The organism is Dyella sp. 01L423 (assembly GCF_056399945.1).
This window is the reverse complement of sequence record NZ_JBFTSI010000001.1, coordinates 769,762-795,296: the sequence shown is the minus strand read 5'-3', so window position 1 is coordinate 795,296 and position 25,535 is coordinate 769,762. Positions and strand designations below refer to the sequence as shown.

The 25,535-nt window shown below is 63.8% G+C and carries 29 protein-coding genes; 13 read left to right on the top strand and 16 right to left on the bottom strand.

Annotated features, from left to right (window positions below; all coding sequences use genetic code 11):
* Window positions 1–92: 92 nt before the first annotated feature.
* The 4 genes from AC1DMY_RS03585 to thpR all read right to left on the bottom strand — a co-directional run bounded on the left by AC1DMY_RS03585 (window position 93) and on the right by thpR (window position 3,257).
* The gene (locus AC1DMY_RS03585; RefSeq protein WP_477163632.1) at window positions 93–305 is read right to left on the bottom strand and encodes an oxidoreductase-like domain-containing protein; all 213 of its coding nucleotides are present in this window, start codon (window positions 303–305) and stop codon (window positions 93–95) included.
* A gap of 4 nt (window positions 306–309) precedes the next feature.
* Window positions 310–1,077, bottom strand: coding sequence for a class I SAM-dependent methyltransferase (locus AC1DMY_RS03580; protein ID WP_477163631.1), 768 nt, complete (start codon window positions 1,075–1,077; stop codon window positions 310–312).
* Between the two features lie 95 nt (window positions 1,078–1,172).
* Window positions 1,173–2,570: a M20/M25/M40 family metallo-hydrolase gene (locus tag AC1DMY_RS03575; RefSeq protein WP_477163630.1), complete on the bottom strand. Its 1,398-nt coding sequence runs from the start codon at window positions 2,568–2,570 to the stop codon at window positions 1,173–1,175.
* A gap of 87 nt (window positions 2,571–2,657) precedes the next feature.
* Window positions 2,658–3,257 (bottom strand): RNA 2',3'-cyclic phosphodiesterase, encoded by a 600-nt coding sequence (gene thpR / locus AC1DMY_RS03570; protein WP_477163629.1) that lies wholly within the window; start codon window positions 3,255–3,257, stop codon window positions 2,658–2,660.
* A 150-nt stretch (window positions 3,258–3,407) separates the two neighbouring features.
* Between thpR and AC1DMY_RS03565 the strand changes: the two genes are divergently transcribed.
* From AC1DMY_RS03565 to AC1DMY_RS03555, 3 genes are all read left to right on the top strand, one after another.
* Window positions 3,408–3,809 carry an ExbD/TolR family protein gene (locus tag AC1DMY_RS03565; RefSeq protein ID WP_477163628.1) on the top strand — a complete coding sequence of 134 codons (402 nt, stop codon included), beginning with the start codon at window positions 3,408–3,410 and terminating at the stop codon, window positions 3,807–3,809.
* 193 nt (window positions 3,810–4,002) lie between these two features.
* A complete protein-coding gene (locus tag AC1DMY_RS03560) occupies window positions 4,003–4,353 on the top strand; it encodes a hypothetical protein (RefSeq protein WP_477163627.1) in 351 nt (116 codons plus the stop codon).
* Window positions 4,354–4,389: 36 nt separating this feature from the next.
* Entirely contained in the window at window positions 4,390–4,947 is a 558-nt protein-coding gene (locus AC1DMY_RS03555; RefSeq protein WP_477163626.1) for a Spy/CpxP family protein refolding chaperone, read from the top strand.
* Between the two features lie 54 nt (window positions 4,948–5,001).
* Here the strand turns inward: AC1DMY_RS03555 and AC1DMY_RS03550 are convergent, their stop codons facing one another.
* On the bottom strand, window positions 5,002–5,658 hold the full coding sequence (locus tag AC1DMY_RS03550) for a 2'-5' RNA ligase family protein (RefSeq protein WP_477163625.1): 657 nt from the start codon (window positions 5,656–5,658) through the stop codon (window positions 5,002–5,004).
* Window positions 5,659–5,775: 117 nt separating this feature from the next.
* Between AC1DMY_RS03550 and AC1DMY_RS03545 the strand changes: the two genes are divergently transcribed.
* On the top strand, window positions 5,776–6,231 hold the full coding sequence (locus AC1DMY_RS03545; RefSeq protein WP_477163624.1) for a hypothetical protein: 456 nt from the start codon (window positions 5,776–5,778) through the stop codon (window positions 6,229–6,231).
* A 201-nt stretch (window positions 6,232–6,432) separates the two neighbouring features.
* Window positions 6,433–6,717, top strand: coding sequence for a GIY-YIG nuclease family protein (locus AC1DMY_RS03540; RefSeq protein WP_477163623.1), 285 nt, complete (start codon window positions 6,433–6,435; stop codon window positions 6,715–6,717).
* Window positions 6,718–6,800: 83 nt separating this feature from the next.
* Here the strand turns inward: AC1DMY_RS03540 and AC1DMY_RS03535 are convergent, their stop codons facing one another.
* A complete protein-coding gene (locus AC1DMY_RS03535; RefSeq protein WP_477163622.1) occupies window positions 6,801–9,107 on the bottom strand; it encodes a transferrin receptor-like dimerization domain-containing protein in 2,307 nt (768 codons plus the stop codon).
* 312 nt (window positions 9,108–9,419) lie between these two features.
* Here AC1DMY_RS03535 and AC1DMY_RS03530 point away from each other — a divergent pair, with 312 nt between their 5' ends.
* On the top strand, window positions 9,420–10,040 hold the full coding sequence (locus AC1DMY_RS03530) for a hypothetical protein (protein ID WP_477163621.1): 621 nt from the start codon (window positions 9,420–9,422) through the stop codon (window positions 10,038–10,040).
* A gap of 3 nt (window positions 10,041–10,043) precedes the next feature.
* Here the strand turns inward: AC1DMY_RS03530 and AC1DMY_RS03525 are convergent, their stop codons facing one another.
* Entirely contained in the window at window positions 10,044–10,496 is a 453-nt protein-coding gene (locus AC1DMY_RS03525) for a GyrI-like domain-containing protein (protein ID WP_477163620.1), read from the bottom strand.
* Window positions 10,497–10,730: 234 nt separating this feature from the next.
* Here AC1DMY_RS03525 and AC1DMY_RS03520 point away from each other — a divergent pair, with 234 nt between their 5' ends.
* Complete coding sequence (locus tag AC1DMY_RS03520) at window positions 10,731–11,441, top strand: DUF899 family protein (protein WP_477163619.1); 711 nt, start codon at window positions 10,731–10,733, stop codon at window positions 11,439–11,441.
* A gap of 43 nt (window positions 11,442–11,484) precedes the next feature.
* Here the strand turns inward: AC1DMY_RS03520 and AC1DMY_RS03515 are convergent, their stop codons facing one another.
* Window positions 11,485–11,895, bottom strand: a complete 411-nt coding sequence (locus tag AC1DMY_RS03515; RefSeq protein ID WP_477163618.1) for a VOC family protein — start codon at window positions 11,893–11,895, stop codon at window positions 11,485–11,487.
* Between the two features lie 173 nt (window positions 11,896–12,068).
* A complete protein-coding gene (locus AC1DMY_RS03510; RefSeq protein ID WP_477163617.1) occupies window positions 12,069–12,449 on the bottom strand; it encodes a nuclear transport factor 2 family protein in 381 nt (126 codons plus the stop codon).
* A gap of 198 nt (window positions 12,450–12,647) precedes the next feature.
* Between AC1DMY_RS03510 and AC1DMY_RS03505 the strand changes: the two genes are divergently transcribed.
* Window positions 12,648–14,246: an MFS transporter gene (locus AC1DMY_RS03505; protein WP_477163616.1), complete on the top strand. Its 1,599-nt coding sequence runs from the start codon at window positions 12,648–12,650 to the stop codon at window positions 14,244–14,246.
* A 35-nt stretch (window positions 14,247–14,281) separates the two neighbouring features.
* On the opposite strand, the gene AC1DMY_RS03500 is transcribed toward AC1DMY_RS03505, so the two are convergent.
* On the bottom strand, window positions 14,282–14,824 hold the full coding sequence (locus AC1DMY_RS03500) for a lipocalin-like domain-containing protein (RefSeq protein WP_477163615.1): 543 nt from the start codon (window positions 14,822–14,824) through the stop codon (window positions 14,282–14,284).
* Window positions 14,825–14,959: 135 nt separating this feature from the next.
* On the opposite strand from AC1DMY_RS03500, the gene AC1DMY_RS03495 reads away from it, so the two are divergent.
* Both AC1DMY_RS03495 and AC1DMY_RS03490 read left to right on the top strand, forming a co-directional pair.
* A complete protein-coding gene (locus AC1DMY_RS03495; RefSeq protein WP_477163614.1) occupies window positions 14,960–15,901 on the top strand; it encodes a LysR family transcriptional regulator in 942 nt (313 codons plus the stop codon).
* Between the two features lie 30 nt (window positions 15,902–15,931).
* Window positions 15,932–16,882 (top strand): Dyp-type peroxidase, encoded by a 951-nt coding sequence (locus tag AC1DMY_RS03490; protein ID WP_477163613.1) that lies wholly within the window; start codon window positions 15,932–15,934, stop codon window positions 16,880–16,882.
* Between the two features lies 1 nt (window position 16,883).
* On the opposite strand, the gene AC1DMY_RS03485 is transcribed toward AC1DMY_RS03490, so the two are convergent.
* The 3 genes from AC1DMY_RS03485 to AC1DMY_RS03475 all read right to left on the bottom strand — a co-directional run bounded on the left by AC1DMY_RS03485 (window position 16,884) and on the right by AC1DMY_RS03475 (window position 19,913).
* The gene (locus AC1DMY_RS03485) at window positions 16,884–18,596 is read right to left on the bottom strand and encodes a tetratricopeptide repeat-containing diguanylate cyclase (RefSeq protein WP_477163612.1); all 1,713 of its coding nucleotides are present in this window, start codon (window positions 18,594–18,596) and stop codon (window positions 16,884–16,886) included.
* A gap of 72 nt (window positions 18,597–18,668) precedes the next feature.
* The gene (locus AC1DMY_RS03480; RefSeq protein WP_477163611.1) at window positions 18,669–18,953 is read right to left on the bottom strand and encodes a hypothetical protein; all 285 of its coding nucleotides are present in this window, start codon (window positions 18,951–18,953) and stop codon (window positions 18,669–18,671) included.
* A gap of 150 nt (window positions 18,954–19,103) precedes the next feature.
* Entirely contained in the window at window positions 19,104–19,913 is an 810-nt protein-coding gene (locus AC1DMY_RS03475; RefSeq protein WP_477163610.1) for an SAM-dependent methyltransferase, read from the bottom strand.
* Window positions 19,914–20,394: 481 nt separating this feature from the next.
* On the opposite strand from AC1DMY_RS03475, the gene AC1DMY_RS03470 reads away from it, so the two are divergent.
* Window positions 20,395–20,673: a hypothetical protein gene (locus AC1DMY_RS03470; protein WP_121878735.1), complete on the top strand. Its 279-nt coding sequence runs from the start codon at window positions 20,395–20,397 to the stop codon at window positions 20,671–20,673.
* Window positions 20,674–20,723: 50 nt separating this feature from the next.
* On the opposite strand, the gene AC1DMY_RS03465 is transcribed toward AC1DMY_RS03470, so the two are convergent.
* Complete coding sequence (locus tag AC1DMY_RS03465; protein ID WP_477163609.1) at window positions 20,724–21,719, bottom strand: zinc-dependent alcohol dehydrogenase family protein; 996 nt, start codon at window positions 21,717–21,719, stop codon at window positions 20,724–20,726.
* Between the two features lie 123 nt (window positions 21,720–21,842).
* Between AC1DMY_RS03465 and AC1DMY_RS03460 the strand changes: the two genes are divergently transcribed.
* Complete coding sequence (locus AC1DMY_RS03460) at window positions 21,843–22,697, top strand: LysR family transcriptional regulator (protein ID WP_477163608.1); 855 nt, start codon at window positions 21,843–21,845, stop codon at window positions 22,695–22,697.
* Between the two features lie 12 nt (window positions 22,698–22,709).
* Here AC1DMY_RS03460 and motB read toward each other — a convergent pair whose 3' ends face one another.
* The gene (motB, locus tag AC1DMY_RS03455) at window positions 22,710–23,738 is read right to left on the bottom strand and encodes a flagellar motor protein MotB (protein WP_477163607.1); all 1,029 of its coding nucleotides are present in this window, start codon (window positions 23,736–23,738) and stop codon (window positions 22,710–22,712) included.
* Entirely contained in the window at window positions 23,735–24,604 is an 870-nt protein-coding gene (gene motA / locus AC1DMY_RS03450) for a flagellar motor stator protein MotA (RefSeq protein ID WP_477163606.1), read from the bottom strand. The genes motB and motA overlap by 4 nt, the downstream gene beginning before the upstream one ends.
* Before the next feature lie 333 nt (window positions 24,605–24,937).
* Between motA and AC1DMY_RS03445 the strand changes: the two genes are divergently transcribed.
* Window positions 24,938–25,504, top strand: a complete 567-nt coding sequence (locus AC1DMY_RS03445) for a cytochrome P460 family protein (protein WP_477163605.1) — start codon at window positions 24,938–24,940, stop codon at window positions 25,502–25,504.
* Window positions 25,505–25,535 lie beyond the last annotated feature (31 nt).

Sequence of the window (25,535 nt, the reverse complement as noted above, 5' to 3'; positions counted from 1 at the left end):
CCGTCGATCATCGCCAGGCAAATGATCAACACTGAGGCAGTCGCGTACAGGGTGCGCTCCCACAACAGTACGGCCTCACGGTACCGCGACAATCAGTCGGGCGAATGCAACGGATGCCGCTCTTTCCACGCGGCCAGGGCCTCGCGGTACTTGCCCATGGCTTCATCGTAGAAATCGAAGATGCAGGGCACGCAGCCCTGGCCGCAGCAGTCTTCGTCGTCGGGGCGTTGCGGCGGGGTGGGCGGTGGGTCATCGGAGGGCGCGGCCGCGCCCTCCGCTAGCGTGGTTTGCTGTGGATCGGTCAAACGCTTATCCGGGTTTGCGGAATCGATAGACGAACTGGTCGGTATGACCGCGGATCGACTTGTCGAATACCTTGATGTTGTGCGGGTCTTTGGGATTGCGCAGCACGTCGCTTTCGCCGTCGAACACAAAGCCCACCGACTCGACCTGCTTCTTCACGATCGCCGGATCGATGCGATGCAAGGTGTCGGTATCGCGCATGCCCGAACCGGCTTCGGCCACGTGATCGATCACCACGAACAGGCCGCCGGGCTTGAGCGAATCGAACACTTGCTTGTCGAACGTCACCGGATCGACGCTGCCCATGAACTTGTCCGGATAGTCGTGGTAGTTCTGCGACGTGAAGACGAGATCAACCTTCCCTGGCGTCTTGAACTGGTTGGCCGGCACCATCAGCACGCCGACATTGGCGTAATGCGGGTTGGCCACCAGCGCCTTGGAGGCTTGCACATCCGATTGTGCTTCCTTGCCGTATTCGTTCGGCCACACCGCGTAAACCTTGCCCTGGGGCCCCACCACGCCGCTGAACACACGCGTGAAGTAACCACTGCCCGGGATGAGGTCCACTACCGACTGACCCGGCTTGACCTCGGCGAAGGCCATCAGATCGGCGATCTTGCGGCGATCATCGTTGACGGTGTCGTCCTTGCGCGCGGGATCGTTGACCGCGGCGGTGACGTACGAGGGGACCTCTGCTGGCGCCGGCGGGGTCGCCAGCGCCGCGGTGACAGGGAAAGCCAGAGCTACCAGCACTGCAAGGACGGTCGGACGCATGACGAACTCCGTTTTCAGTTTAGGTGTTGGGGGCGCCATTCTGCGCCCCCTCAGCATAAACCGCAGCAGGAGTTTCGGCACGGTCCTGCGTCGCGCTATTTGCCGCTGGCTGGGCCCGCCAGAGTGGTGAGCAGCACATGCCAGTACGTCACGTCGTCATAGAACGACTTCACCGGCACGCGCTCGTTGAGGCCATGCGCGAACGCATCGCTGTTCTTCATGAACATGCCGTTCACGCCATACGTGGGTATGCCTGCCGCCCGGAAATAGATGCCGTCGGTGGCGCCCGACTCCTGCACCGGCGTGATGGCCACACCGGGACGAATCGAGTGCACCGCCTTGGTCACTGCCGCCACTACATCCGGACGCAGCGGTGAGGCATCGCTGGAAATCGCCTTGCCGATCAGGTTGACCTCCACCTTGGGACCCACCTGATCAGCCAGCGTTTTGCGCACTGTGTCGATGGAAACGCCAGGGAAGATGCGGCAGTTGATATTCGCCGTCGCCGATTGCGGCAGTGCATTGTCCGCATGACCGCCGCGCAGCATGGTGGCGATGCAGGTCGTGCGCGTCTTGCCCACTTCCGCGGGATCGGCCGCCAGCACGCTTGCGGCGTTGGCATCATGCGGATCCTTGGCGAAGTCGCGCATCGCCTGCCCTACTTTGCCTTGCGTGGTCGCGCCGAGTGCCTTGAACGAGGCGATGGTGGTGTCGTTCCACATCACCGGAAACTGATAGGCTTGCACTTTTTTCAGCGCGTCCGCCAACTCATAGATGGCATTGTCGGCGCGCGGCAACGAGCTGTGACCGCCCGCGTTGCGCGTGGTGAGTTCGAAATCCGCATAGGCTTTTTCAGCGGTTTGCAGGCCGAACACCAGCGGCTTGCCATCCTCGCCCAGCTCGCCGCCACCGGCATCGGTATTGAGCGCGAACTCCGCATCGACCAGGTCGCGATGGTTTTTCACCAGGTCGTCCATGGTGTCTTGCGAGGTCTCTTCGTCGCCGGTGTAGACGATGATGAGGTCGCGCGTGGGCACGAAACCGGCTTTCTTCAGCTGGATGAAGTTCGCCGCGAGCACGGTGACGCCACTCTTGATGTCTTCGGTGCCGCGCCCGTAGAAGTAGCCGTTCTCCTCAATCAGCTTGAACGGGTCGCGCTGCCAGTCTTCCGGCTTGGCGGTGACCACGTCCATATGCGCCATCAGCGCGATAGGCTTGCCGCCCGTGCCGTTGCCGCGATAGCGCACCACCATGGCCGCGGTCTCGCCGTGGGGAATGATATGGATGTCCGAATCCGGGAAGCCGGCCGCGCGGAACTGGTCGGCAAGGTAGTTCGCCATCACCGGCACCTGCCCCTGCCCGATCTCCGTCTTGAACGCGATCAGGTGACTGAAGATGTCACGCGCCTGCGCCTGGTTGGCGTTCGGCGCCGCGGCCATGGCGGGAAGCGCGACCGAGCAGGTCAGCACAGTAGCGAGCAGGGGTTTCAACATGGGCGTCTCACCGGCGTCGGAAGGAGCCCTGAGTATGTCGTGTTACGCAGCCGCTCGGCATCCTGCGGCGCGCCATGGCCCTGCGGGCTACGGCGCCTGGAATCGCCAGACATCCAGTATGCGGTAATCACCGCCGCCGACCACGCTGTGCACCAAGGAAAAACCCTCCACGCGCCAGCTGACCGGCTCGATCGCCGTTGGCTCCGGCAGGCGGCCTCGGCTATAGGCAAAGGTCACATGAGGCGTGAACTGGCGGGAGAGGTGTCGCCCCAGTCCGGCCAGCGACAGCGTCTGCTGCAGATCATTCCACAGTCGCTGCAGGCCCTCGGGTACCTGCGAGCAACGCAGCACGCAGGGTGGCTCGCGGCCATGGAAGGCCGCGGCCGAATCCAGCACCAACTCAAAGGGACGAGCCTGCACCTTGCCAGCGGCCGCCATCGCCGCCTTGGCGATGTCCTCGCGCAACATCGGGTGATCGCCCAGAAAATGCAGCGTGGCGTGGTACCGCGACGAGCGGATCATGCGCGCTTGCAGGTGCTGCTCGGCGGCCACGCGCGAGGCGGCCGCCTCGATGCGCTGAGCCACGGCGTCGCCCGGCATCAGGGCGAAGAACAGGCGATGGACTTGCGGCGGCGTGTTGCCACCCAGCAGATCAGGCTGGCGATCGGCGGAAGAAGAGCGGTTCATACGTCTACGGCGTGGGGCAAGCAGCACACGATACCGCACACGGCCGCCCTACTTGCGCGACACCCGGCCCTCGGGAGTAATCTGGCCGCGCCGGCTCGTCCCCAGATCCGGCGTCCCACATCGATGCCACTCACGCTGTAAGGAGGAAGTATGGCTTTCTCTGCACGTGTTTCCGATGCCCCACTCGCCCAGATCAACGTGACGCCACTGGTGGATGTTCTGCTGGTGCTGCTGGTGATCACGATGATCACCTCGCCCGTACTCACCCATAAATTGAAACTCGATCTGCCGCAGCCTGGCCGCACCAACCACACCGTGATATCGGAAGCGGTACGGTTGTCGATCCGTGCGGATGGCTCGATGACTTGGAACGATGTCCCGATCGATGCCGCGATGTTGTCGTCGCAACTGACGCTTGCCGCACACCAGGGCCAACCGCCGCGGCTGCAGCTTGATCCCGCCGATGGTGCGCCCTATCAGTCCGTAGCCAGCGTGATCTCCGCAGCCAAACGCGCAGGCCTGCAGCAGATCGACTTCGTTTCAACGCGCTAGCGTCAATATCGGCGAGGACGTTGCGGCGTCCTCGTCGCTGTCGTGACAACGCAAATGTCACGCGGCAGCGACATAAGCAAACCGTTGCCAAAGTCGCATGAAAATGCGGCGCAGTATTGTGCTGGCGTGCACATGGCCAGACCTACGCTTCCTCACGTGCGACACCACCGCCGCACGGCCGGAGGGAACATTGATGAAACACCATTCGTCTATCGCACTACATCACAAGCTTGCCGCCGCTGCGATGGCCGTGGCGTGGTTGGCGCTGCCGCTGCCAGTACTGGCGCAGTACCACCATGGCCCGCCGCCGCAGCACTATGACCATCACAACTATCACGACTATCACGGTCATTACGACAACCACTACGACTATCACCACGACCACTACGACAACAGCGGCGCCGTGGTTGCAGGCGCGCTGCTCGGCGTCGCCGCGGGCGTGGCCATTTCCGGCGCCAACCCACCGCAGCCGCCGCCGACCGTGGTCTACACCTCGCCGCCCCCTCCGCCGCCGGGCGTCGTCTATTACAACGACGGCTACTAGCACGCTGCCGCCATCCACTGCATAGGGAAACCGACGATGAAAACCATTCTTCGCAGTTTGACTCTGCCGGCGCTGGTGTCCTTGGCGCTGGTGGCCGCTCCGGCATGGGCGCAACAGGCCGCGCCGACCAGCGCACCTGCCGCGCAGAAATTACCCACGGCCACGCCACCGGGTGCGCAGGACCATGGGCAGAAACACTCTGATACGGTCGAACAACGCATTGCCGACCTGCATGCCCAGCTGAAAATCACCGATGAGGAAGCCAAGCCCTGGGATGCCTTTGCGCAGACCATGCGCGACAACGCACGCAAGGCCGACCAGGCGTTCCGCGAACGTGCGCAGAAGCTGCCGACCATGAGCGCCGCCGATGCAATGAAGTCCTATGCCGATCTCACCGAGACGCATGCGGACAATATGAAGAAGCTGTCCTCCGCCTTCAGCGATCTGTACAGCGCGCTCTCGCCCGAGCAGAAGCAGATCGCCGATGCGATGTATCGCAATCCTCACGGCGGCCCGAAGGGCGCAGGTCCGCACAAGGGCGGCAAGGCGAGCAAGAGCTCACCGGCTGGCGCAACTTCAACCGCGCATAGCTGATTCCGCCCTGGCACCATGGAGCGCGGCACGACGATCGTCGTGCCGCGCTTTTTTTTATCCCGCGAAGGTTGATTCCGCTGCCGCGTTCAGCGCTATACGGCGAACACAATCCAACGGCCCCAGCTGATCGCGGGCATCGTAAGTGACGTACTGGAGTTCGCTTGCTCGCAGCGAAGACGGTGGCGCTGCGACATCGCCCAATCGCTCGCGCAGCTCCGCAGCGGATACGCAGCGGCGATACAAACCCAGGGTGATGTGCGCGACATACGGCGCCTGCCTGATCTCGCCGCTGCACGCTCCCAAGGCGAGCCTCCACTGATCCAGTCGTCCCATCGGATCACCCACGGGAATAAACGCTGCGCTGGCGAAGCTGTCGAGGCTTGCGAGTGGCAAGCTGCACGTGGCACCCGCGTGCGCCTCCAGCAACGCCACCTGCTGCTCCAGCCGTCGTGGCGGGAAGTCGTCGTCCCGCTGGCCTTCGCCATGAAAGCCGCAGACGAATACGGTCAGGTGCGGTTGTCGACGCGGACTGGGATGCAGCAAGTCCGCCAACTGGTCGCGAGCGGCTCGGATGTAATCGAGCAGCGCGGGATCGTCCACGGGAACCACCCAGACGCCGTAACGCAGGCGCCCCTGGCGCCACTCCGGGTAGTCGCGCAAGTCGGCCACCAGGGTTTGAGCGGGTGCTGCCTTGGAGTCGGAAAACAACATGGATCGATGCTAACGATTTCGCCACATGGGTAGCGGCCGGCGACCCTGCAAAGAGTCATGTCGCCCCCCGGCCTGTATGCGTTTAGAGTAGCGGCGCCAGACGCCACGGAGAACACCATGACTCGCTCGCGTCATTCCCTGCTCGCCGCCATCCTCTGGGGTGGCCTGGTCGCCGGCACGCTGGATATCGGCGCCGCCTCGCTCATCAGCGGCTACAGCCCCGTGGTGATCCTCAAGTACATCGCCGCCGGCTTGCTCGGCAAGGGTGCACTGGCCGGCGGTCCGACGGAAGCGGCGATAGGCATGCTGCTGCAATGGGCCATGTCGCTGGTGATCGCGGCCGTGTTCGTGCTGCTTGTGGGTCGCCGCGTGGCGGCCACGCGGCAGTGGCCTGTTTGGGGCGTGGCTTACGGCGTGGTGATCTTCGCGGTGATGAATTACGTGGTCGTGCCGTTGTCCGCCTTGCACAAGGTGCCGCATTTCAGCGTCTTCAGCTTCGTGGCGAACCTCGCAGCGATGCTGCTGTTCGGCTGGATCATCGCGTTGTTCGCGCGGCGTGAGTTGTCGGGCTGAGCAAGCGACTCGCCTGTAGGAGCGCACTTGTGCGCGACCGAAGCATCACATCGTCAACAACCGTTGCGTTCCGTCGGGCGCGGCGATGAGCGGTTGTGACTGTGACTATTGCGGCAAATCGGCAGCGTGTGGTCGCGCACAAGTGCGCTCCTACAGGGGTGGGGATGGCACACTAGTACGACCTTACGCCCTTTTCGAAAGATGCCCGACGCAACCGACGCGAACACATGGTGCCTCTACCTGATCGAATGCCGTGACGGCAGCTACTACGCTGGCATCACCAACGATCTTGAGGCGCGCTACCAGGCGCATGTGAGCGGCAAGGGTGCGCGCTATACGCGCTCGCACCCTCCCCTGCGCTTGATCGGTTCCCGTACCTATGAAAATCGCGCGGCGGCGTCGCGGGCAGAATGGGAAATCAAGCAGCTGCCCAAGCATCGAAAGATCGGCTACCTGGGCGCCGCAACCGTCACTCCGTCGTTGTAGGAGCGCACCCTGTGCGCGACCGTCGCCTTGGCGGTGGCCGCTTCGTCGAGTGGCCGCGCACAGAGGTGCGCTCCTACATGGGGTTAGGACTTCTTTAGCATCGCGGTGATCTTGTCCAGCTGTTCGCGGTAGCCATCCAAGGTCTTGGCGGTAGCCTGGGCATACTGATTGGCTTCGTCCCAGCGACGCCCCTCGATCGCCTCGCGCACGCCCGGCACCGTTTTCACGCCATAGCCGGTGAGCATGCCCGGCGCATAGATCATGTGGCGGAACCATGGACGCGTCGGCAAACCGGCAGCGCTGGTCAGCGACTGCTCCATCTTCCCCATCAGCGCATTGACCTGCTGCTGTTGGGCGGCGGGCAGGTTGAAGCCCGCCGTCTGGCGCTGGCTATAGGCGGCTTCGAAGGCCTGTGCGCTCTTTCTCAGCTTGCGCGCCGCATCGTCCAGCGGGGCGAGCTTGATTTCCGGGACATCGCTATCGCGCTCGGGCGCCAGCAGCGGACGGGTGGGATCGGACACGAGCGCGTACGCGTGCTTGTCGAGCAATTGATGTTGCTGCTCGGTGTCCTTGCGCGTATCGGCGACCAGTTGATGCAACTGCTCGACATAGCGATTGAGCGTGTCGCTGAAGTCGTCGAAGCGCATCGGCAGCACGGTAGCGTCCGCGGTGCGCAGCACGATATGACCGGCGACCTTGGACAGCGCCACGCCGTATTGGAAATCGGGATCGCCAAAGCGCACGTAGTGATCGAAGGAATCGTACGCCGAGTGATAGACGCCCTCGTTGTCCTCCTCGCCGCTGAAGCCCAGGTCGAGCGAGGCAATGCCCAGATGTTCGAGGAAGGCGCTGTAGTCGGAACCCGAACCAAGCGCGCTGATCGGCACGTCGCCGCCGGCCGCGGCGAGCTTGGCGAACTCTTTGGCTTCAGGCTTGGCATCCTTGGCGGCGCCACTGACCATCATGTGCGCGCGCATGCGTTCGAGCACGCTGCCCTTGGTCTCCGGATCGGTCACGCCTGCCGCGACCTGGTTCACCAGATGCTGGTAGGAGTGGCTTCCACCTGCGTCGAGAAAGCCGCGGCTATTGGTATCGGAGTTGAGATACAGCACGGCCTTCTGCTGCAACTCGTCGGCATGGGTTTCAGCCCATTCGGTGGAACCGAGCAGGCCGGCTTCTTCGCCATCCCAGCTGGCATAGACCAGGGTGCGCTGCGGCCGCCAGCCCTGCTTGTAGAGCGCACCGATGGCTTTGGCTTCGGCCAACAGGGCGACATTGCCCGCCAGCGGATCCCAGGCGCCAAACACCCAGCCGTCATGATGGTTGCCGCGCACGATCCAGCGATCGGGTTCGGTGGAACCCTTGAGCGTGGCGATGACGTCATACACGGGCTTCTGGCCCCAATCGGACTGCACGGTCAGATGCACCGGCGCCGTGCTCGGTCCCATGTGATAGGTGATCGGCAGCGAGCCGCGCCATCCGCCCGGCGCCACCGGCCCGCTCAGCGACTTCAGCAGCGGCGTGGCGTCGGCATAGGAAATCGGCAGCACGGGAATCTTGAGGATGGTCTTGGCTTCGCTCAGCGACAGACGCTTGGCATTGTCGGTGGAACCGATGCCGGGGGTGAGCGGATCGCCGGGATACTGCTGCATGTCGGCGACGGAGCCGCGCTGCACGCCATCTTCCGGACGCCAGCCGCCTTGCGGATAGGTGTCGCCTGCCGCATAGCCGTCCTCATGCGGATCGGAATAGATCAGGCAGCCAACGGCGCCGTGCTCCTGCGCCAGCTTGGGCTTGAGGCCGCGCCAGCCAGCGCCGTAGCGCGCGATGACGATCTTGCCGCGCACGTCGATGCCACGACGGGCGAGGTCTTTGTAATCGTCGGGCATGCCGTAGTTCACGTAGACCAGCGGCGCGCTCACATCGCCGTCGCCACCGTACACGTTGTACGGCGGCAGCACGCCATCCTTGATACTGGAGGTGGCATCGCCGGCCACGGCTGGCTCGTGCAGCTTGGCGGTGTATGGGTGCGGGCCCTTCAGTTCCAGCGCCACTTTCTTGGGCGTGGGATAGAGCACGTTGAAGGTTTCGATGTGGGCGTCCCAGCCCCATTCCTTGAACTTGGCCAGCATGAATTCCGCGTTGGCCTTGTCGTGCGGCGAACCCACCTGGTTGGGGGCGGAGGACATCTGCTTGAGCCACTCGCGCTGATCGGCCGGATCGAGCAAGGCATCGAAGCGTTGCTCCAGACTCTTCTGCGCCGCGGCGCCATCGCTGGTGAAGCCCAACAGGCCAGTGTCCTCGTGGCCAGGGCCATCGGCGGCCAGGGCACTACCCATGCAGGCCAGCAGGCAGGCCGTCAGCAGCGGCCGTAGCGTCAAACGGGTCATGCGTTTCTCTCCCCAGCGGTGGCACAGATAAGTACGCGGCGCTCTCCCGCCGCGACGAGGTTCGATGCTGTCATGGCACTTATACCTTGCGGCCGCGGACAACCGCCTAGGACAAAGGTCATGCCCCGGCTGCACGTCTTGCCAAGACGGGTCATGGGCAGGCCTCGGAAAACCGGCTTGGCGCCCCTCCCCGGCAACCGGGCCGGATCGCCGCGAACCACTGGGCCACTGAAGTTTGGCGCCCCGGCGCCGATAAACACCGTGTCGCCCGGCAACGGCGTGGCATCAACTTCTTCCCTTGGCGGGACACCTATGCTGCAGACCGCGCCCAACATTCCGTATCTCAAAGCCGCTTGGGCGGCCTTCGCCGGCATCAGCGGCACCAACGCCAAGCAAAGCTATGAGGCGGCGGGCCTGAGCTTCACGCGCATCAACCATTCCACCTTGGTGCGCAAGAACGAGGTGCAGGTCTCCACCATGCCCATCCACTACACGCGGCATGAGCTGCGCGTGGGTTTCCTGGGCCGCATTGAGAATGAAGTGCGCAAGGCGGTTGCGGAGATGGACGCGGTGTTCTACGGGAAGCTGCACCTGCCCGAAGGCCATCATCTGGTGATCGAACTGGAAGAGTGCCTGCGCATGCTGCGCCGCCGCGGCAACCGCTCGCTGTCGATCCTGATCGAACCCGATGGCTCGGCCCCGCTGACGGCGTGCATGCGGGTGGAAATGCGCGTGTTCCTCGATGCACCGCGCGCCTGCCTGTTTGCCAACGCCGCGGATGCCACCACCCAGGGCTGGGTCGACCTGCTGGAAGACGCGCCCAAGCGCGCCCGTACGCCGCGCGCCAACGACTACGCCGAGCTGGCTCGCTCGATCAGCGTCACGCTCAACGACGCGTTCGCCTCGCTCCCGCGGAGCCAGCTGGCCGCCTGAGCGTTATTCCACCGGGATGTACAGGTCGGTCTCCGAAGCCGGATCATCCGGCGCCACGAAGCGCTCGTCGTAGCGTTCGAATTCCACGCCGGCACACGCTTTGAGGCCCAGCTTGGGCAGCAGGCGGGTATGGATGGTCTGGAAACTCTCGCCAATGCGCGTGGCCACGCCGCGATGGGTGAATACCCCGTACTTCTGCGCCGGCACCTGGATCTTCACCATGCCTTCGGGCACCGCCGCGTCATCGGCCACTGGCAGGCCAGCCACGTAGCGCAGCATGCCGTCGGGCAGCGGCGCGCAGACGCCGTAGGACACGCCGGGCTGGGTGCGCAGCCCCAGCTCGTGCTCCCGCGGCAGGAAGCGTTCCCACAAGGGCCCGATCCCGTTCGGGCTGCGGGCGATGTGCTCCAGTCCGACGACCGTGAAAGCAGGCAACGACACAATCCGATGATCCATGGCGCAGACGTCCTGGCAGCAGCGTTGAACGAGCCCCCAGCCTACGGCACTGGGCGCACGTGACAACAGGGTGAAAGTGGCCACTTGCATCAGGCCGCTGTTTTTGTCTCCGGCCAACCGGGCGTTGTCGATCTGGCCAGGGTTGGTTCGTCATGGAGATAGACGCTGCTTTCGCCCTCGCCGGCCGAGCATGCGTCGCGCCTACTCCCACCGCCTGCGCCGAGGTTTTCTCCCATGACTGCCGTCTCCACCCTGGTCCCCGTTGCCGAACTGGTCAAGCGCAACGGCGTCACGTTCGCCCGTGAAAGCGCAGCCTACCGCCACGCCCGCGATGCCTTGCTCGCCGAAGAAATCGAGCTGCGCCGTCATATCGAACGCGTCGCCGAACTACGCCGCGCCCTGCCGCCCGGCCCCGAGGTGCAGGGCGACTACCAGTTCGTTGGCGAGCGAGGCCCAGTCGATTTCGCCGGCCTGTTCGGTGACAAGCAGACCCTGGTGACCTACAGCTACATGTTCGGCCCGCAGCGCGAGCGCCCCTGCCCCATGTGCACCTCGCTGCTGGGCGCGTGGAACGGCGAAGCCCGCGACATCCAGCAACGCGTGGCGCTGGCCGTGATCGCCCGCTCGCCGATCGAACGCCTGCTCGCGTTCAAGCAGGAACGCGGCTGGAGGGATCTGCCGTTGTATACGGATGCCAACGGCCATTTCAGCCGCGACTACGGCGCCATTGCCGACGACGGCAGCGATATCCCCGCGTTCTGCGTATTCACCCGCCGCGACGGACACATCCGCCTGTTCTGGGCCGGCGAAATGGGCGGTGAAACCGCCGATCCCGGCCAGGATCCGCGCGGCGCGCCTGACCTCATGCCGATCTGGACCATCCTCGACTGCGTGCCCGAGGGGCGCGGCGGCAACTGGTATCCCAAGTTGGATTACGGCAGCTGATGGTCCAATCACGGGCCGCTGGATTGGCGGCCCGTGGCGGTGTTCACTCCCCCGGCGTCTTCAGGCAATTGACCATCCAGGCCTTGCCGTAGCGATCGGTGAGCATGCCGAAGCGGTGAGCCCAGAAGGTTTCGCCGATGGGCATGCCCACCTCGCCGCCTTCGGACAAGGCCTGGAATACGCGTTCGGCTTCGGCGGGATCGTCGACACTGATGTTGACGCAGCCAGTCGAGCGGGTGGTATGCGGTGGGCCATCCGCACCCATGAGAATGCTATGACGTGTCTCCAGCTGCGAATGCATCACGCGGCCGTGCGTTTCCGGCGGCATCTGCGCGGCCATCGGCGACTCGCCGTAGGTCATCCGCATGGTGATCTTGCCATTGAACGCCTTGGCGTAAAAATCGAACGCCTCGCGCGCCTGGCCGTCGAAATCGAGATAGGGAATGAACTGCATGTGCCTGCTCCTGCTGCGTGGGGACTGAGAGCCTCTTCAGGCCACCGCCATGTCCGATGGCAATCGCTTGAGGCCATCCATGGAAACGTGCCTGAAATCGCTCGCGGGCACGCTTTCCCAAGGATGACGAACGAGCGTCTCAGGAATCGACACGCAACGATGGCGAGCCGTCACTACTCCGGTTCCACCCATTGCGCACGCCACGCCGGCGCATCGAAAGGATCGGCGAAGTACTGAACCTCGTGCGCCACTTTGCCGTCGCGAAACTCCATGATGCTCACCGTGAAGGCCCGCTTGTCCTGGTAGTTGATCTCGTACTCGCTCACCCAGAGATTGCCCTCGCCCACGATGCGCCGGACCTTGAATCCCGATGGCTTGCCGGGGTGATGGCCACGCAGTGCCTGCAGGTTGCGCCGACCGCGGATCACCTCGCCCGACTGCGGGTACTCGCACACGGCATCGTCGTGATAAATGTCGTGCTCGGCATCGATGTCGCCCGCTGCCGATGCCGACCAGTGTCGATCGATGGCCGTCCGAATGCTCTGCGTATCCATCACCGTCCTCCGGGGATTGCGCATGCGCGGCACCGGCTCTCGATCGCGCCGTGATGCCCGAGTGAAGAGAGGCACGCGACGCGAACCTCTTCAAGCTGCAGGCAGCGTGCACTCGCGCGGCGTGCAGTTCAAGTGCTGCCAACGCGCATGCACCGGCAGCAGAGTAAGCTCCGTCGGATCGAAATTCCGGTGGTTGCCATGAGCCAGATCGGAAAGCCTCCCTGCGACGACGCGATCATCCTCAGCGGTGCGCCGGCGCTGCCTTGTTCGGCGCCATCGCGACACTGGACGCTGGTGGCGGCAATCCTTGGTTCCAGCCTCGCCTTCATCGACGGCACCGTGGTCAATGTCGCGCTACCGGCCATCCAGCGAGACCTCGGCGCCACCACGGCCGATGCGCAATGGGTGATGGAGTCCTACGCGCTGTTTCTCGCCGCCTTGCTGCTGGTCGGCGGCGTCCTGGGTGATCGCTTCGGGCGCAAGCGCATCTTCATGCTCGGCACGGCTCTGTTTACGCTGGCCTCGGTGGCCTGCTCGCTGTCGGGCGCAGTAGGCCCCCTGATCGCCGCTCGCGCTGTGCAAGGCATCGGTGCGGCCCTGCTGGTGCCTGGGAGCCTGGCCTTGATCAGCGCGAGCTTTCCGCAAGCCGAACGCGGTGCCGCCATCGGCACGTGGTCGGCTTTCAGCGGTATCACGGCGGCGATCGGGCCGGTGATCGGCGGCTTTCTGGTCGATCACTATTCCTGGGTATGGGCCTTCCTGGTCAATGCGCCGGTGGGCGTCGTGCTGTTGGCGATCTGCGCAGCGAAGGTGCCGGAGAGCAAGGGCGGCCTGGAGGTGGGTCCGATCGACGTGCGTGGCGCCAGCCTGGTGACGATCGGCCTGGCGGGCCTGGTGTTCGCCTTTATCGAGGCACCGATGCGTGGCTGGACGGCGACGCCGATCTGGATGGCGCTGGTGATGGGGGTTGTCGCACTACTGCTGTTCAAGCGCGTGGAGGCAGCTTCGGCGTCGCCCATGCTGCCGATGGCGCTTTTTCGCGAGCGTGATTTTGCGGGCGCCAACCTGCTTACGCTGCTGCTGTATGCCTCCTTGGGCGGCAGCCTGTTCTTTCTGCCGCTGAACCTGATCCAGGTGCAGGGCTATAGCGCCACGGTGGCGGGCGCGGCCCTGCTGCCGTTTATCGCGATCATGTTTCTGCTGTCGCGCTGGGCAGGAACCTTGGTGGACCGGTTCGGCTCCAAGCTTCCGTTGGTGATCGGACCTTGCGTAGCCGCCATCGGTTTCGCCATGTTTGCGTTGCCGTCTGTCCAGAGCGACTACTGGACGAGTTTCTTCCCGGCCGTCTGCGTGCTCGGATTGGGCATGAGCGTCACGGTGGCGCCCTTGACCACGACGGTGATGAACGCGGTGGGCAAGGATCGCGCGGGCACGGCGTCGGGCATCAACAACGCGGTGTCGCGTACCGCGGCCCTGCTCGCGGTAGCGCTGTTCGGCTTCGTGCTGACCGTGGTTTTCAATGCGACCCTGAATGATCAACTGGCAGGTCTGCAGGCGCCGTCCGAACTGGTGTCCGCCATCGTGTCGCAACGCCAGAAGCTCGCCGGCATCGAGATACCCAACGGCTATCCGGCAGCGACCACGGCGGCACTGAAGCATGCCGTGGACGTGTCGTTTGTCGCAGGCTTCCGCTGGGTGATGCTGATCTCGGCAGGACTCGCCTTGCTGAGTGCGATCAGCGCCTGGATGCTGATCCAGGGCAAGGCAGCAGTGCCCAAGGCGGCCGATCGAGCGTAGACCCCAAACACTATCCAAATGCCAGGACGATGTGCTCAGTCATGCACGCGCCGCCACACCACCTCGCCATGCGCACCTTCGGCAGCGCCGCTGGATGGCTTGGCCACGGTGTAAGTGAGTTCGTCACCATTGAGGGTGTATTTCGAGTCGCCGCTCCTGCCGTCCCAGTTCGGGAATGAGGCATGCACGATTGCGCTGTGCATCGCGTTGGCATCAGCGCTCACGTGGCCGTAATGGGCATTGCTATCCATCGACGCGGCGCGGTACTCGTCCGGCGTGCCCTTGGATTTGTCGTTCGCCGCGAACGGCATGCGCTTGGCCCGCACGATCTGCATCATGTAATCGCCTTGCGCATCGATCAGCCACATGCCCTCCGGATGCGGCCCGTACAGTTCCACGCGGTGGCCGTCCGGATAGACGTTGTCGCAACGCACCAGCGTCCAGGCGCCGATCAGTTGCTTGGGAACGGTCATCGCGCCGGCGGGCTGTTGCATGGTTTCCTGGGCGCTGGCCCCGAACGGCGAGGCGATGGTCACGGCGAGGCAAGCGATCAGCAGCGGAAGTTTGGCGTGGAACATGGCGACACCTGGGGTGAGTGTGGGTGAGCCGCATCGTCCCCTGCCCGCCCGATTTTGATAATGGGTCCGTATCTTTATTGACCTTCAAAGGGCGTTTGAAGATCATCAGCCCTGTCATGCAGCAGGACTGGATCGATGAACCGCCTTAGCGACATGCAACTGCTCGTCGACGCGGCAGACCTCCATAGCCTGTCCGCCGCCGGCCGCCGTGCAGGGCTTTCTCCTGCCGCCGCCTCCGCCTGCGTCCAACGGGTCGAGGCCATGCTGGGCGCACGGTTGTTTGAACGCACGACGCGGCAATTGCGCCTCACTGATGAAGGGCGCATCTATATCGCCTCATGCCGCATGGCCATCGAGACCATGCAGGACGCCGAACGCGCGGTGCGCAGCGGCACCGACCGCGTCAGCGGAACGCTGCGCATCTCGGCGCCTTCCGACCTGGGGCGCAACCTGCTGGTGGATATCCTTGATCGCTTCATGGATCGGCACCCGGACGTGCGCATCGTGCTGACCCTCTCCGATTCGCTGTCGCGCTTCGTGCCGGACGATATCGATGTGGCCATCCGCGTCGGTGCGCTGGAAAACAGCGACATGGTCGCCCGCCATCTGGCCGACAGCTGGCGCGTGGTGTGCGCCGCGCCGGCCTGCATCGAACGCCATGGCATGCCTGTCCACCCGGACGATCTGGCCGATCTGCCCACCCTGGTGCTCACCACCAAGGCCGGTCCGCGCCATGAGTGGCGCCTTGGCGAGCATCTCGTTCGGGTGCGCCGCTACCACGAGTGCACGGACAGCGAAGTCATCCGCCGCTGGGCGGTGCTCGGCCACGGTTTCGCCTATCGGCAACTATGGGCGGTGACCGCCGACGTGCGCGCAGGCCGGCTGCAGTTGGTCAACGCGCCGGCGTGGTCTGCGGCTGCACCCATCCATGCGATCTATCATCCGAATGTGTTTCAGCCGCCGAGGGTGCGGCGGTTCGTCGAATTTCTGCATGCCGAGATCACCGAACGTCTTCCCGCCAACGCGAAAGAAGCGATGGCTTTTGCCTCTGAACGCAACCGCCCGACCGGGCGATAGCCTCGAGACCACATCGACAAGGAGCGAAGAGTGACTTCCATCGTGACGCAACCCGTTGCTGCGCGGCTCACTCATGCCGCCATTTTTCTCGTGGTGACGCTGCAGCCCGACGGGCGCAGCGGTGAGGCCGTGCGAGCACTGTGCGGCGATATGGCCTCGCTGCTGCGCGCCATCGGTTTTCGCAATCCGGACCGCCGCCTGTCCTGTGTGATGGGTTTCGGCTCCGACGCCTGGGACAAGCTGTTCGGCCAACCGCGGCCGGCCGATCTGCATCCTTTCCAGGAGATCAAAGGCGTACACCATGCGGTCTCCACGCCGGGCGACGTGCTTTTTCATATCCGCGCCACCCATATGGATCTGTGCTTTGAATTGGCGACGCAGATCATCTGCCGCATCGGCGAAGGGGCGACGGTCGTGGACGAAGTGCACGGCTTCAAATATTTCGACGAGCGCGATTTGCTCGGCTTCGTCGACGGCACCGAAAACCCGGTGGACCAGGGTGCGCTCGACGCCACCATCATCGGCGACGAAGATCCCGCGTTCACTGGCGGCAGCTATGTGATCGTGCAGAAGTACCTGCATGACATGACGGCCTGGAACGCGCTGCCGGTCGAGCGGCAGGAAACCATCATCGGCCGCAAGAAGCTCTCGGATATCGAGCTGGACGATTCCGCCAAGGCGACTTATGCGCACAACGTGCTGACCAGCATCGAAGAGAACGGCCAATCGCTGGAGATCGTGCGGGACAACATGCCGTTCGGCGAGGTGGGCAAAGGCGAATTCGGCACTTACTTCATCGGCTACGCCCGCTCTCCTGCTCGCATCGAACAAATGCTGACCAATATGTTCGTGGGACGGCCGCCGGGCAACTACGATCGCCTGCTCGACTTCAGCAAGGCGGTAACGGGTTCGTTGTTCTTCGTGCCATCGGCGACGTTTCTCGACAGCGTGCCGACGCCACCTAGCAACGCAGGCGGCTAGTTCAGACCCTGACCAGGCCGTCGCTTTCCGTATCGGTCATCACGCGATTGCGTCCCGTGCGCTTGGCGCGATAGAGCGCCGCATCGGCCTCTTTGCGCAGGCGCTGCAGTTCGTAACCGCAGCTATCGGTGGCTGCCAGGCCGATGCTGGCGGAAAAGGCGACCAGCCCGCCATCGCTGGACACCGGCGTCGCCTCGATCGCCGTGCGGATGCGATCGGCGATCGCCATACCCTGCTCTTGCGTGCAGTCCGGCAACAGGATGCCGAACTCTTCGCCGCCCAGGCGGCCGAACAGATCGGTCGGACGAAGCTGGCGCTGGCATAGCGCGACGGTGTGCTTGAGTACCACGTCGCCGGTAGCGTGGCCGTGGGTGTCGTTGATCTGCTTGAAATGATCCAGATCGATGGAGATCAGGCAGGCAGCACCATGGCGCTTCTCCAACACGCGCAGCACACGTTCGGCTTCACTCACGAAATGCTGGTGATTGAAGATGCCGGTAAGGCCGTCGTGATAGGAAAGCATCTTGAAGCGCAGCTGCGAGCGCTTGATGCGCAGGAGCCAGAACACGATGGACACCAGCACCACGAGCAGCAGGGTAATGTATAGACGGCTGGTCTCGACCGCCTTGGTGTCCAGCGCCTGCTGCAAGCGGAGAATGCTGTTCTGCTTGCTCAGCCGTTCCGTTTCCAGCTTTTGCGCCAGCGTGTGCTGCTGCACGGCGGCGTAGGCCAGGGTCCTGGCGCTGATGCCGTCGATATAGCCCTTGTCCTGAGCCACGTAACGTTCGTAGTACGAGAGCGTGGAGGCGATATTGCCGTGCTTTCGCTCGATCCGGTAGAGCACGCCGTAGGCATCTTTCAGAGCGTCGCTGATTTCGTCCGGGCCACTGATGTTCAGCACGGTGAGCGCCGCCTTGCGAGCACTGTTGTCGTCGTTCAATTTTTCGGACGCGAGTGCAAGCTGCACCTGTGCGGCCCGTACGTGGGCGTAATAGCGGTTGGCGTTGATGCTGGGCAAGATGCGATTGACCAGATCGAGCGCCTTGGCCGGCAGCCCTTCGCTAAGATAAAGATCGCCCTTGACCAGCCTCAAGGTGTTGGCAAATACCGGTTGTCCGGCGGACAGGCAGGTGTCGATCCCTTGCTGCAGGGTCGGACTGGACGAGGTGAGCTGCTTGCTCTCGTAAAGCGCGCCAATCTCCAAGGCGAGCGGATTGCATAGGCTTTCGCCCTGAGGAATGGTCTCCTCCATCAGGCTCGCATATTTGAAGCCCAGGTCGCTCTGCTTGGCGGCCGTCATGAGCTGCGACAAATTGGCCAGCACGGTGAAACGCGCCAGCTTGTCGGTGATGTCGGGCAACTCGGAGACCAGTTGATTGGCGAGCGTGAAGGCCTCTTCGTAGTGGTTGTTCAGACCCAGGTTGTGCATCAGCAAGGCAGAAGCCTTCGCTTTCAGCGTGATGTCACCGGAGTGATTCATCACGTCGCGCAACATCATGTTGGCCTTGGCTGTGTCACCCTCGAAGGCCGTCTGCCAGGCTTCCAGATAGCGCAGATACCACTGCTGTCCCGCGGACAGTTGCGGAGCCTCGTCGCGCATCTGCGCCAGCATGAGGACAAACCGCGGATGATCGGCAGTGCGCACCCGTTCGGTCTGCTCCAGGAATGCCCCCGGATCGGCAATCGCCGTCGAGGCATGGGCTACCTCGATCAATGCGCAAAAGGCCAGGCCCGCTAAAGCGAGCCATGGCCAACTTCTGCGCCGCCGGTGCAGCATCCGGGTCGCCTAGCCTTTGGGCGAAGGGACGCTTTGCGGTTTCGGGATGCCCTGCTGTTCTTCCTCGGCCTCATCCTCACGCGCGGGCTCGTCGCCCTCGGGAAAGGTTTGCGAGGCCTGGTTGACGAACATGTCGCGGTGCCCAAATTCCTGGGTCAGCCACGCGCTGTCGCCGGATGCCACTGCCGCCATGAGGGCTTCGGACGCGTCCGCCGCCTCAAGCGTGCTATTCAACTCGCCGGCCGAGGCATGACGCAGCGTCGCGTCCTGGCCAATGGCCTCCAGCCAATCCATCGTGTCAGTCATACGTTTCCCCCGGTTTTCTTCCGATGATGGTCTTTCAATTGCCTGCCGGATTCTGCGTCCCATAGCACGCAGCACCCGCCAGCACCCTGTCATCGCACCCCGCGCCCTTCCCGCGTGGCGTGCGACTACTCTATCCCGTCAGGCCGGCAAACCGGCCTTTTCCAATTCGTCCAATGCCGCCAGGCGCGCCTGGATGGCTAGGTTTGGCTTCAGCTTTTCCGCGGGCGGCAGCACCACGGTTTCTTCGGCCGGCAATTCGATATGAGGCAGCTCCCGCAAGGCAACACGCCGTATGCGCGGTTGCTGGATCGGCAAGGTCGCTGCGCGATAGACAATCACTTCGTGGTCCAGCGGATAGTGCTCGCTGAGCAGCTCCACCAGCACCTGCCGATAGGCCGAACCGGTCTGGAAGCGCGCCAGCGAACGATCCCCCACCAGGCCCACCTGCCACAACACCAGGTAGCTCGTGGGATCGATGCGGCGTTCGAACAGCAGCAACTGGCTGGCTTCGAAATGCTGGCAACCGAAACGGCCCGGGTCGATACCCAGATCGGCGTACAGGCAGTCCTCGGCAGAAATGCCCGGCTCCATATGAGCTGCATACCCTTCGGCCCGCGCCGCGTCGATGGCCTTGTGGGGCGACCACGCGAAGATGCCGGGATGCCCGTAGAACACGCCGCAGACGCGCTTGCCGGCGCGCACTTCGGCCATCATCAGGTCGACCCACTGCCGGTACGTGGTCAGGCGCGACTTGCCTTCCTGGTAGTAGGACTGGAGGCTGCGCACATCCGGATGCATGCGCTGCAGCCACATCTCCACGATACCGTCGGACAGACCGGCAAACACCACGTCCGCCTGCACGATATGACTGCGAGCCAGGGGGGTCAGATGCGAGCCCAGGGTCATGCCCAAGCCGACGCAGGCCAGGCTGCCACGGTGTCCTTCCATAGGGGGCTGAGTCGCAGGATTTGTCATCGCGTGATAGTAGGGCAATTCTGTGACGCTGCGCACGCCAAGAGACATATGACAAACAGAAAAGGCCGACCACCGGGTGCAGCGTAGAATCTGCCCCCAACGACGCCAGGTCGTCATCAGACTCGGCCCGCAAAATGGCTTCCCATGGCCGTTCGCGAGAACATGTCGACAGCTGCCCGCAAGGAAAACGGTCGCGTCGTCGGCGGCAGCGACACCCTTGCCAATGCCTTCGCCAGATGGCTGAGTCGGCGCGTACGGTCTCGCTGATGCCGCTCTCCGTACGCTAACTCGCAGGTATGACGGCGCCATGGAGACCGCTGCACTGCCTGGGAACGAGCTGTTTTGTGATGGGCTCACTGGTACGGGCGCATCCCGTCTCGCGGTCATCAAACCGTTGCTTGCAGTCCCGCCAGGCACCCGGCAAGCTTCTTCGTTTCCCCAAACCGGAAGTGTCATGTCCTCACAAGAAAACATCCTCCAGATCATGCCCGCCACGGGTTGGGTTGCCGTGTTCGACGAAGACGGCGACGAGAGCGCCGAGGCGCTGGTGTGTTTTGCGCTGGTGGAGTCGGTGCGCAACGGCAGCACGCAGCGTGACGTACGCCCGATGCTGGCCAACGGCAAGCAGGTGAGCTTCGCCGATGCGGCGCCGAATTTCCTGCGCGTCGAAGAACTCGAAACCTTCGAGGACGAAGGCGAGGAAGAGGAAGACGAGGAAGACGGCGAGGAGTAATCCTCTCCCGCTCATCCTGGAACGGCCGGCATTCGCCGGCCGTTTTTGTTTCAGCTGGCGATGTCGATCACCACTTTGCCGCGCGCCTCGCGTCGCTCGATCAAGGCATGGGCGTCGGCGACGGTATCGAGGTTGAAGTGGCGCGCATCGACGAACGGCGCGATCTTTCCCGCCTCCGCCAACCGAGTGATCTCGCGCAGGATCTCGCCGTGATGCTCGCGGCCTTCGCCGGTAAGCAGCGGCAGCAGCGTGAACACGCCCGAGTAGGTGCCGGCGCGAAACGACAAGGGCGCCAGCGCATGCGTGCCCCAACCAAGTGCGCTCACCACATGGCCAAAGCGCCTGACGGCCCGGAACGAAGCGTCCAGACCTTCACCGCCCACGGTGTCGTAAACCAGATCGAAGCCTCGGCCATTCGCATGCTCGGCCACGTAGCGTTCCACCGGCGTGTCGCGCTCGATGGGAATCGCGCCCCAGGCCCGACTCTGCGCAGCCTTCGACGCCGAGTCGACGGCGGCCACCGTGGCGCCGAAGGCGCGCGCCAGCTGGATCACGGCATGGCCCACGCCGCCTGCGCCCTGCACCAGCACGCTCTGCCCCGCCTTTACCTGCGCACGGTCGACCAGTCCCTCCCACGCCGTGATGAATGCCAACGGCAGGGAGGCCGCTTCGCGCATGCTGAAGTGCGCCGGCTTAGGCGCCAGCAGACGCGCATCGACCGCGGCGTATTCGGCGAGCGAACCTTGCACGCCGCCCACGCCGCCCGTCATGCCGTACACCTCGTCGCCGGCGCGAAACGTGCTGACGCCCGGCCCCACACTCTCCACCACGCCGGCCATATCGATCCCAAGGATTGCCGGCAACGGATGCCGCGCGTGCTCGGCGTTACCGGTGCGGATCTTCAGATCCAGCGGGTTGACGGCGCTGGCCATGATGCGTACCAGCACCTGCCCCTCGACGGGGTTGGGCCGCGCGATGGCCGTGCGACGGAAGATAGGGCCGTGCTGCTCCAGCACGGCGGCTTGCATGGACGGGTTTGCATTCATGGCCAAGGCCTCGTAGTTCGGATGGGTCCAAGCTACGCCAGTCCAAATTGCATGAAAACTAAATAAAACGCATGATATTCATGCAAATTTGCATGACACCTAGCACCAGCCTGGAGCACCGCGATGGAGTGGAGCGATCTGCGCATTTTCCTCGCCATCGCCCGCGAAGGCACGTTGGGTGCGGCGGCGCGCACGCTGGGACAAACCCAGCCCACCATGGGCCGCCGCTTGCGTGCCCTGGAAGCGGCGATTGGCCAGACCTTGTTCCAGCGCACCAGCGATGGATTCGTACTCACCGAAGAAGGCGTGCTGGTATGCCAGCACGCCGAACGCATGGAACAGGAAGTGCTCAGCTTCCAGCGTGGACTGGCCGGCCAGCAGCAGGAACTCGATGGCCTGCTTCGCATCACCTCGTCCGACTGGTTCGGCGCACAGGTACTGGCTCCCGTACTCGCCGAATACGTGCGGCAACATCCGCGCGTCACGGTGGAACTGCTCACCGATACCCGCCTGCTCAGCCTGGCGCGCCGCGAAGCGGATCTCGCCTTTCGCATCAAGCCGTTCGACGAGCCCGACGTGGTCTCGCGAAAACTGCTGCGCATGCACTACGGCGTCTATCAGCTCAAAGGCGCACGCAAACCCAAAGCCGGCGATGGCAAGGGCGTGTCGCTGATCACCATGGACCAAGCGTTTGGCGAGATGCCCGACGTCAGCTGGTTGCACGCGCAGTTCCCCAACGCCAGCGTCGCTTTCCGCAGCAACGCGCGCGACGTGCACGCGCGCCTGTGCGCCAGCGGCGCCGGCCTTGCCGTCTTGCCGCGACCGTTGGGCGACGCCACGCCAGGCATCGAACGCCTGTCGATGAAAGAAGAACCGCCCACGCGCGACACCTGGATCGGCTACCACCGCGATCTGCGCCGACTGGCACGTCTGCGCGCCCTGCTCGATCTGGTCATCGATCGGCTGGCCAGCGATTAGGCGGAGAGCGCCTCACGGCGAGTCGACATGAACCTGTGCAGCAGCGCCTGCGTTGCCACCGTCGGCGCCCGTCCCCGATACGGCAATGATCGCGGCTTTCGCCGGCACGATGGACGCCACCGCGGGCAGCAACGCAGGCGCATCGTGTTCGACGCCAGCGCTCTCCTGCGACAGCGAGGCGGCCTCGGCCTGCCGGTTCATCACGATGATGCTGATGCGCCGGTTGATCGGGTCGCCCGGGTTCACGCGATCGAACGGCACCGAAGCGGCCAGCCCCACCACGCGCGCAATCTTGTCTTCCGTTAGGCCGCCGGAGAGCAAGGCGCGCCGCGCCGAATTGGCGCGATCGGCGGACAGCTCCCAGTTGCTGTACTGATGATCGCTGCTGTACGGCGCGTCATCGGTATGACCGGAGAGACTGATGCGATTGGGCACGCGATTGATGAAGCCGGCAAGCTCCTGCAGGATCGTCGTGGTGTACGGCCGCAGTTGCGCGCTGCCCAGGTCGAACATCGGGCGATTGAGCTTGTCTACAATTTGCACGCGAAGACCTTCGGGCGTGATGTCGAGCAGCAGCTGATCCTTGAACGGCGCCAACGCCTGGCTCTTCTCGATCGCCGCCTCCAGCTGTTGCATCAATTCTTCCAGCCGCGCGCGCTCCTGCTTGCGCGCTTCCTTCTCGATCTCCTTGGGATCGGTGCTGGCCGCCGCTGCGCCCTGGCGGTCCTTGCCGGGCCCATGGGGTAGATCCAGTGCACCACCGGCCTTGATCATGCTGGTGCTGGCGCCGCCCGGCCCCATCTGCCCCGGCGGTGCCATGGTGGCCGTGCCCTGCATCATGCTGGGGTTCTTGAAGTATTCGGAGATGGCCGCGCGCTGCTCGCGCGTGCCCGCGCCGATCAGCCACATGACCAGAAAAAACGCCATCATCGCCGTGACAAAGTCCGCATAGGCGACCTTCCAGGCGCCGCCATGATGGCCATGCCCTTGCTGCTTCTTGCGGCGAATGACGATCAGCGGTGCTTCGCCCTGCTCGCTCACGTGGCCGCCTTGGCGCGCGGCGACTTGAGGTGTTCTTCCAGGTCCTGGAAGCGCGGGCGGGTGTTGGTCGCCAGCGACTTGCGCGCAAACTCCACCGCCACCTTCGGGTTGTAACCGCGCAGATTGGCCAGCAGCGCGATCTTCACGCATTCGAAGGCCCGGCCGTCTTCCTGCACCCGGTTTTCCATCGCCGCACCCAACGGGCCGATGAAGCCGTAGCAAAGCAGGATGCCCAGGAAGGTGCCGACCAGCGCGCCTGCGATATGCATGCCGATGCGCGAGGTGTCGCCATCGAGCTGGCCCATGGTGGTGACGATGCCGAGCACCGCCGCCACGATGCCAAAACCCGGCAACGCATCGGCGAGTTTGGTTACCGCCATTGCAGGCGCCACGGCTTCGTGATGATGGGTTTCCAGCTCCACCTCCAGCAACTGTTCCAGTTCATGCGGATTCATGCTGCCGCCCACCATCAGGCGCAGGCAATCGGTAGTGAACTCGATCAGGTGATGCTCGCGCTGCAGGCGCGGATAAGCGGAAAACAGCGAGCTCGCTTGCGGGTCTTCGATATGCTCTTCCACGCCGAGCAAGCCTTCCTTGCGGATCAGGCTGAACAGCTCATAGAGCATCGACAGCAGATCCACATAATCCTGCTTGTTGTACTTGGGCCCTTTCAGCAGTCCGCCCACATCACGCAGTGCGGCCTTGACCACCTTGGACGGATTGGCCGAAAGAAACGCACCCAGCGCACCGCCGCCGATGATCAACAGCTCGTACGGCTGCCACAAGGCAAGGATCTGGCCGTGCGACAGCACAAAGCCGCCAAGCACGCACACAAGCACCACCACTGCACCGACCAGTACCAACATGTTCGCTCCGGGATACGGAGCCCATCACTCCGCGCTCACGTTTTATCGGCGCGCTCCCAAGGAAGTTTAGAAAACGCTCCTTCCCGCGGTGTCTTACGAGAGGCCTTCACGCTGGCTTCCGCTGGCGCGCCCAGGATGTCCGGGCCCGGGTCGCCGCGGGTCGGCGTCGAGCAGACGCAGGGGCGTTTCGACGATGAAACATGGCGGCAGCTTGATGGCCCGGCATCAACACCTTCGTCTGATGGATTTAAGTATCGCGATGATTTGTGATCGAGCCGATGGACTCACGTCCACAGACCACGCGTGTCCACGACAACCATGCGAGGAGTAGCCATGAAGCGCACTAGCAAGCTCGCCATTGCGACCGCCGCCGTTCTACTGGTCGTGCTGGGTGGAACGGCCCTGTATGCGCAGGACAAGGCCAAAGCCGGCGTCAGCATCAAAGACAAGTATTCGCTCGTGTCGCCCAGCGGCGTCGCCTTCGCCGATTTCAAGGGCTATGAAGACTGGTCCGTGGTCTCCTCCGCGCGTACCGACGAAGTGCTCAAGGTGATCGTCGCCAACCCGATCATGATCCAGGCGTACAAGTCGGGCATCCCCGGCAACGGCAAACCCTTCCCCGAGGGTTCCAAGATCGCCAAGCTGCAGTGGAAGTTCAAGAAGAGCACCGAAGCCCCGTTCGCCGTGGACGTGCCAGACGTCTTCACCCAGGCTTTCGTCATCGAGAAAGACAGCAAACGATTCCCCAAGAGCGCTGGATGGGGCTACGCGCTGTTTGATTTCGACGCAACTACCAGCACGTTCTCAGCCGACCCCACCGGTGTCTCCGATTGCGGCCATGCGTGTCACGTGAAGGTGTCCGCGAAGGATCACATCTTCCATCCGTATCAGATGCGTTGAATCGCGCCGGGAACGGCCTAACCAACACACG

Bases quoted from the DNA above. Each gene is read 5' to 3' on its own strand.
- AC1DMY_RS03580 (WP_477163631.1), bottom strand. From the start codon at position 1,077: ATGCGTCCGACCGTCCTTGCAGTGCTGGTAGCTCTGGCTTTCCCTGTC.
- AC1DMY_RS03575 (WP_477163630.1), bottom strand. From the start codon at position 2,570: ATGTTGAAACCCCTGCTCGCTACTGTGCTGACCTGCTCGGTCGCGCTT.
- thpR (WP_477163629.1), bottom strand. From the start codon at position 3,257: ATGAACCGCTCTTCTTCCGCCGATCGCCAGCCTGATCTGCTGGGTGGC.
- AC1DMY_RS03565 (WP_477163628.1), top strand. From the start codon at position 3,408: ATGGCTTTCTCTGCACGTGTTTCCGATGCCCCACTCGCCCAGATCAAC.
- AC1DMY_RS03560 (WP_477163627.1), top strand. From the start codon at position 4,003: ATGAAACACCATTCGTCTATCGCACTACATCACAAGCTTGCCGCCGCT.
- AC1DMY_RS03555 (WP_477163626.1), top strand. From the start codon at position 4,390: ATGAAAACCATTCTTCGCAGTTTGACTCTGCCGGCGCTGGTGTCCTTG.
- AC1DMY_RS03550 (WP_477163625.1), bottom strand. From the start codon at position 5,658: ATGTTGTTTTCCGACTCCAAGGCAGCACCCGCTCAAACCCTGGTGGCC.
- AC1DMY_RS03545 (WP_477163624.1), top strand. From the start codon at position 5,776: ATGACTCGCTCGCGTCATTCCCTGCTCGCCGCCATCCTCTGGGGTGGC.
- AC1DMY_RS03540 (WP_477163623.1), top strand. From the start codon at position 6,433: ATGCCCGACGCAACCGACGCGAACACATGGTGCCTCTACCTGATCGAA.
- AC1DMY_RS03535 (WP_477163622.1), bottom strand. From the start codon at position 9,107: ATGACCCGTTTGACGCTACGGCCGCTGCTGACGGCCTGCCTGCTGGCC.
- AC1DMY_RS03530 (WP_477163621.1), top strand. From the start codon at position 9,420: ATGCTGCAGACCGCGCCCAACATTCCGTATCTCAAAGCCGCTTGGGCG.
- AC1DMY_RS03525 (WP_477163620.1), bottom strand. From the start codon at position 10,496: ATGGATCATCGGATTGTGTCGTTGCCTGCTTTCACGGTCGTCGGACTG.
- AC1DMY_RS03520 (WP_477163619.1), top strand. From the start codon at position 10,731: ATGACTGCCGTCTCCACCCTGGTCCCCGTTGCCGAACTGGTCAAGCGC.
- AC1DMY_RS03515 (WP_477163618.1), bottom strand. From the start codon at position 11,895: ATGCAGTTCATTCCCTATCTCGATTTCGACGGCCAGGCGCGCGAGGCG.
- AC1DMY_RS03510 (WP_477163617.1), bottom strand. From the start codon at position 12,449: ATGGATACGCAGAGCATTCGGACGGCCATCGATCGACACTGGTCGGCA.
- AC1DMY_RS03505 (WP_477163616.1), top strand. From the start codon at position 12,648: ATGAGCCAGATCGGAAAGCCTCCCTGCGACGACGCGATCATCCTCAGC.
- AC1DMY_RS03500 (WP_477163615.1), bottom strand. From the start codon at position 14,824: ATGTTCCACGCCAAACTTCCGCTGCTGATCGCTTGCCTCGCCGTGACC.
- AC1DMY_RS03495 (WP_477163614.1), top strand. From the start codon at position 14,960: ATGAACCGCCTTAGCGACATGCAACTGCTCGTCGACGCGGCAGACCTC.
- AC1DMY_RS03480 (WP_477163611.1), bottom strand. From the start codon at position 18,953: ATGGATTGGCTGGAGGCCATTGGCCAGGACGCGACGCTGCGTCATGCC.
- AC1DMY_RS03475 (WP_477163610.1), bottom strand. From the start codon at position 19,913: ATGGAAGGACACCGTGGCAGCCTGGCCTGCGTCGGCTTGGGCATGACC.
- AC1DMY_RS03470 (WP_121878735.1), top strand. From the start codon at position 20,395: ATGTCCTCACAAGAAAACATCCTCCAGATCATGCCCGCCACGGGTTGG.
- AC1DMY_RS03465 (WP_477163609.1), bottom strand. From the start codon at position 21,719: ATGAATGCAAACCCGTCCATGCAAGCCGCCGTGCTGGAGCAGCACGGC.
- AC1DMY_RS03460 (WP_477163608.1), top strand. From the start codon at position 21,843: ATGGAGTGGAGCGATCTGCGCATTTTCCTCGCCATCGCCCGCGAAGGC.
- motA (WP_477163606.1), bottom strand. From the start codon at position 24,604: ATGTTGGTACTGGTCGGTGCAGTGGTGGTGCTTGTGTGCGTGCTTGGC.
- AC1DMY_RS03445 (WP_477163605.1), top strand. From the start codon at position 24,938: ATGAAGCGCACTAGCAAGCTCGCCATTGCGACCGCCGCCGTTCTACTG.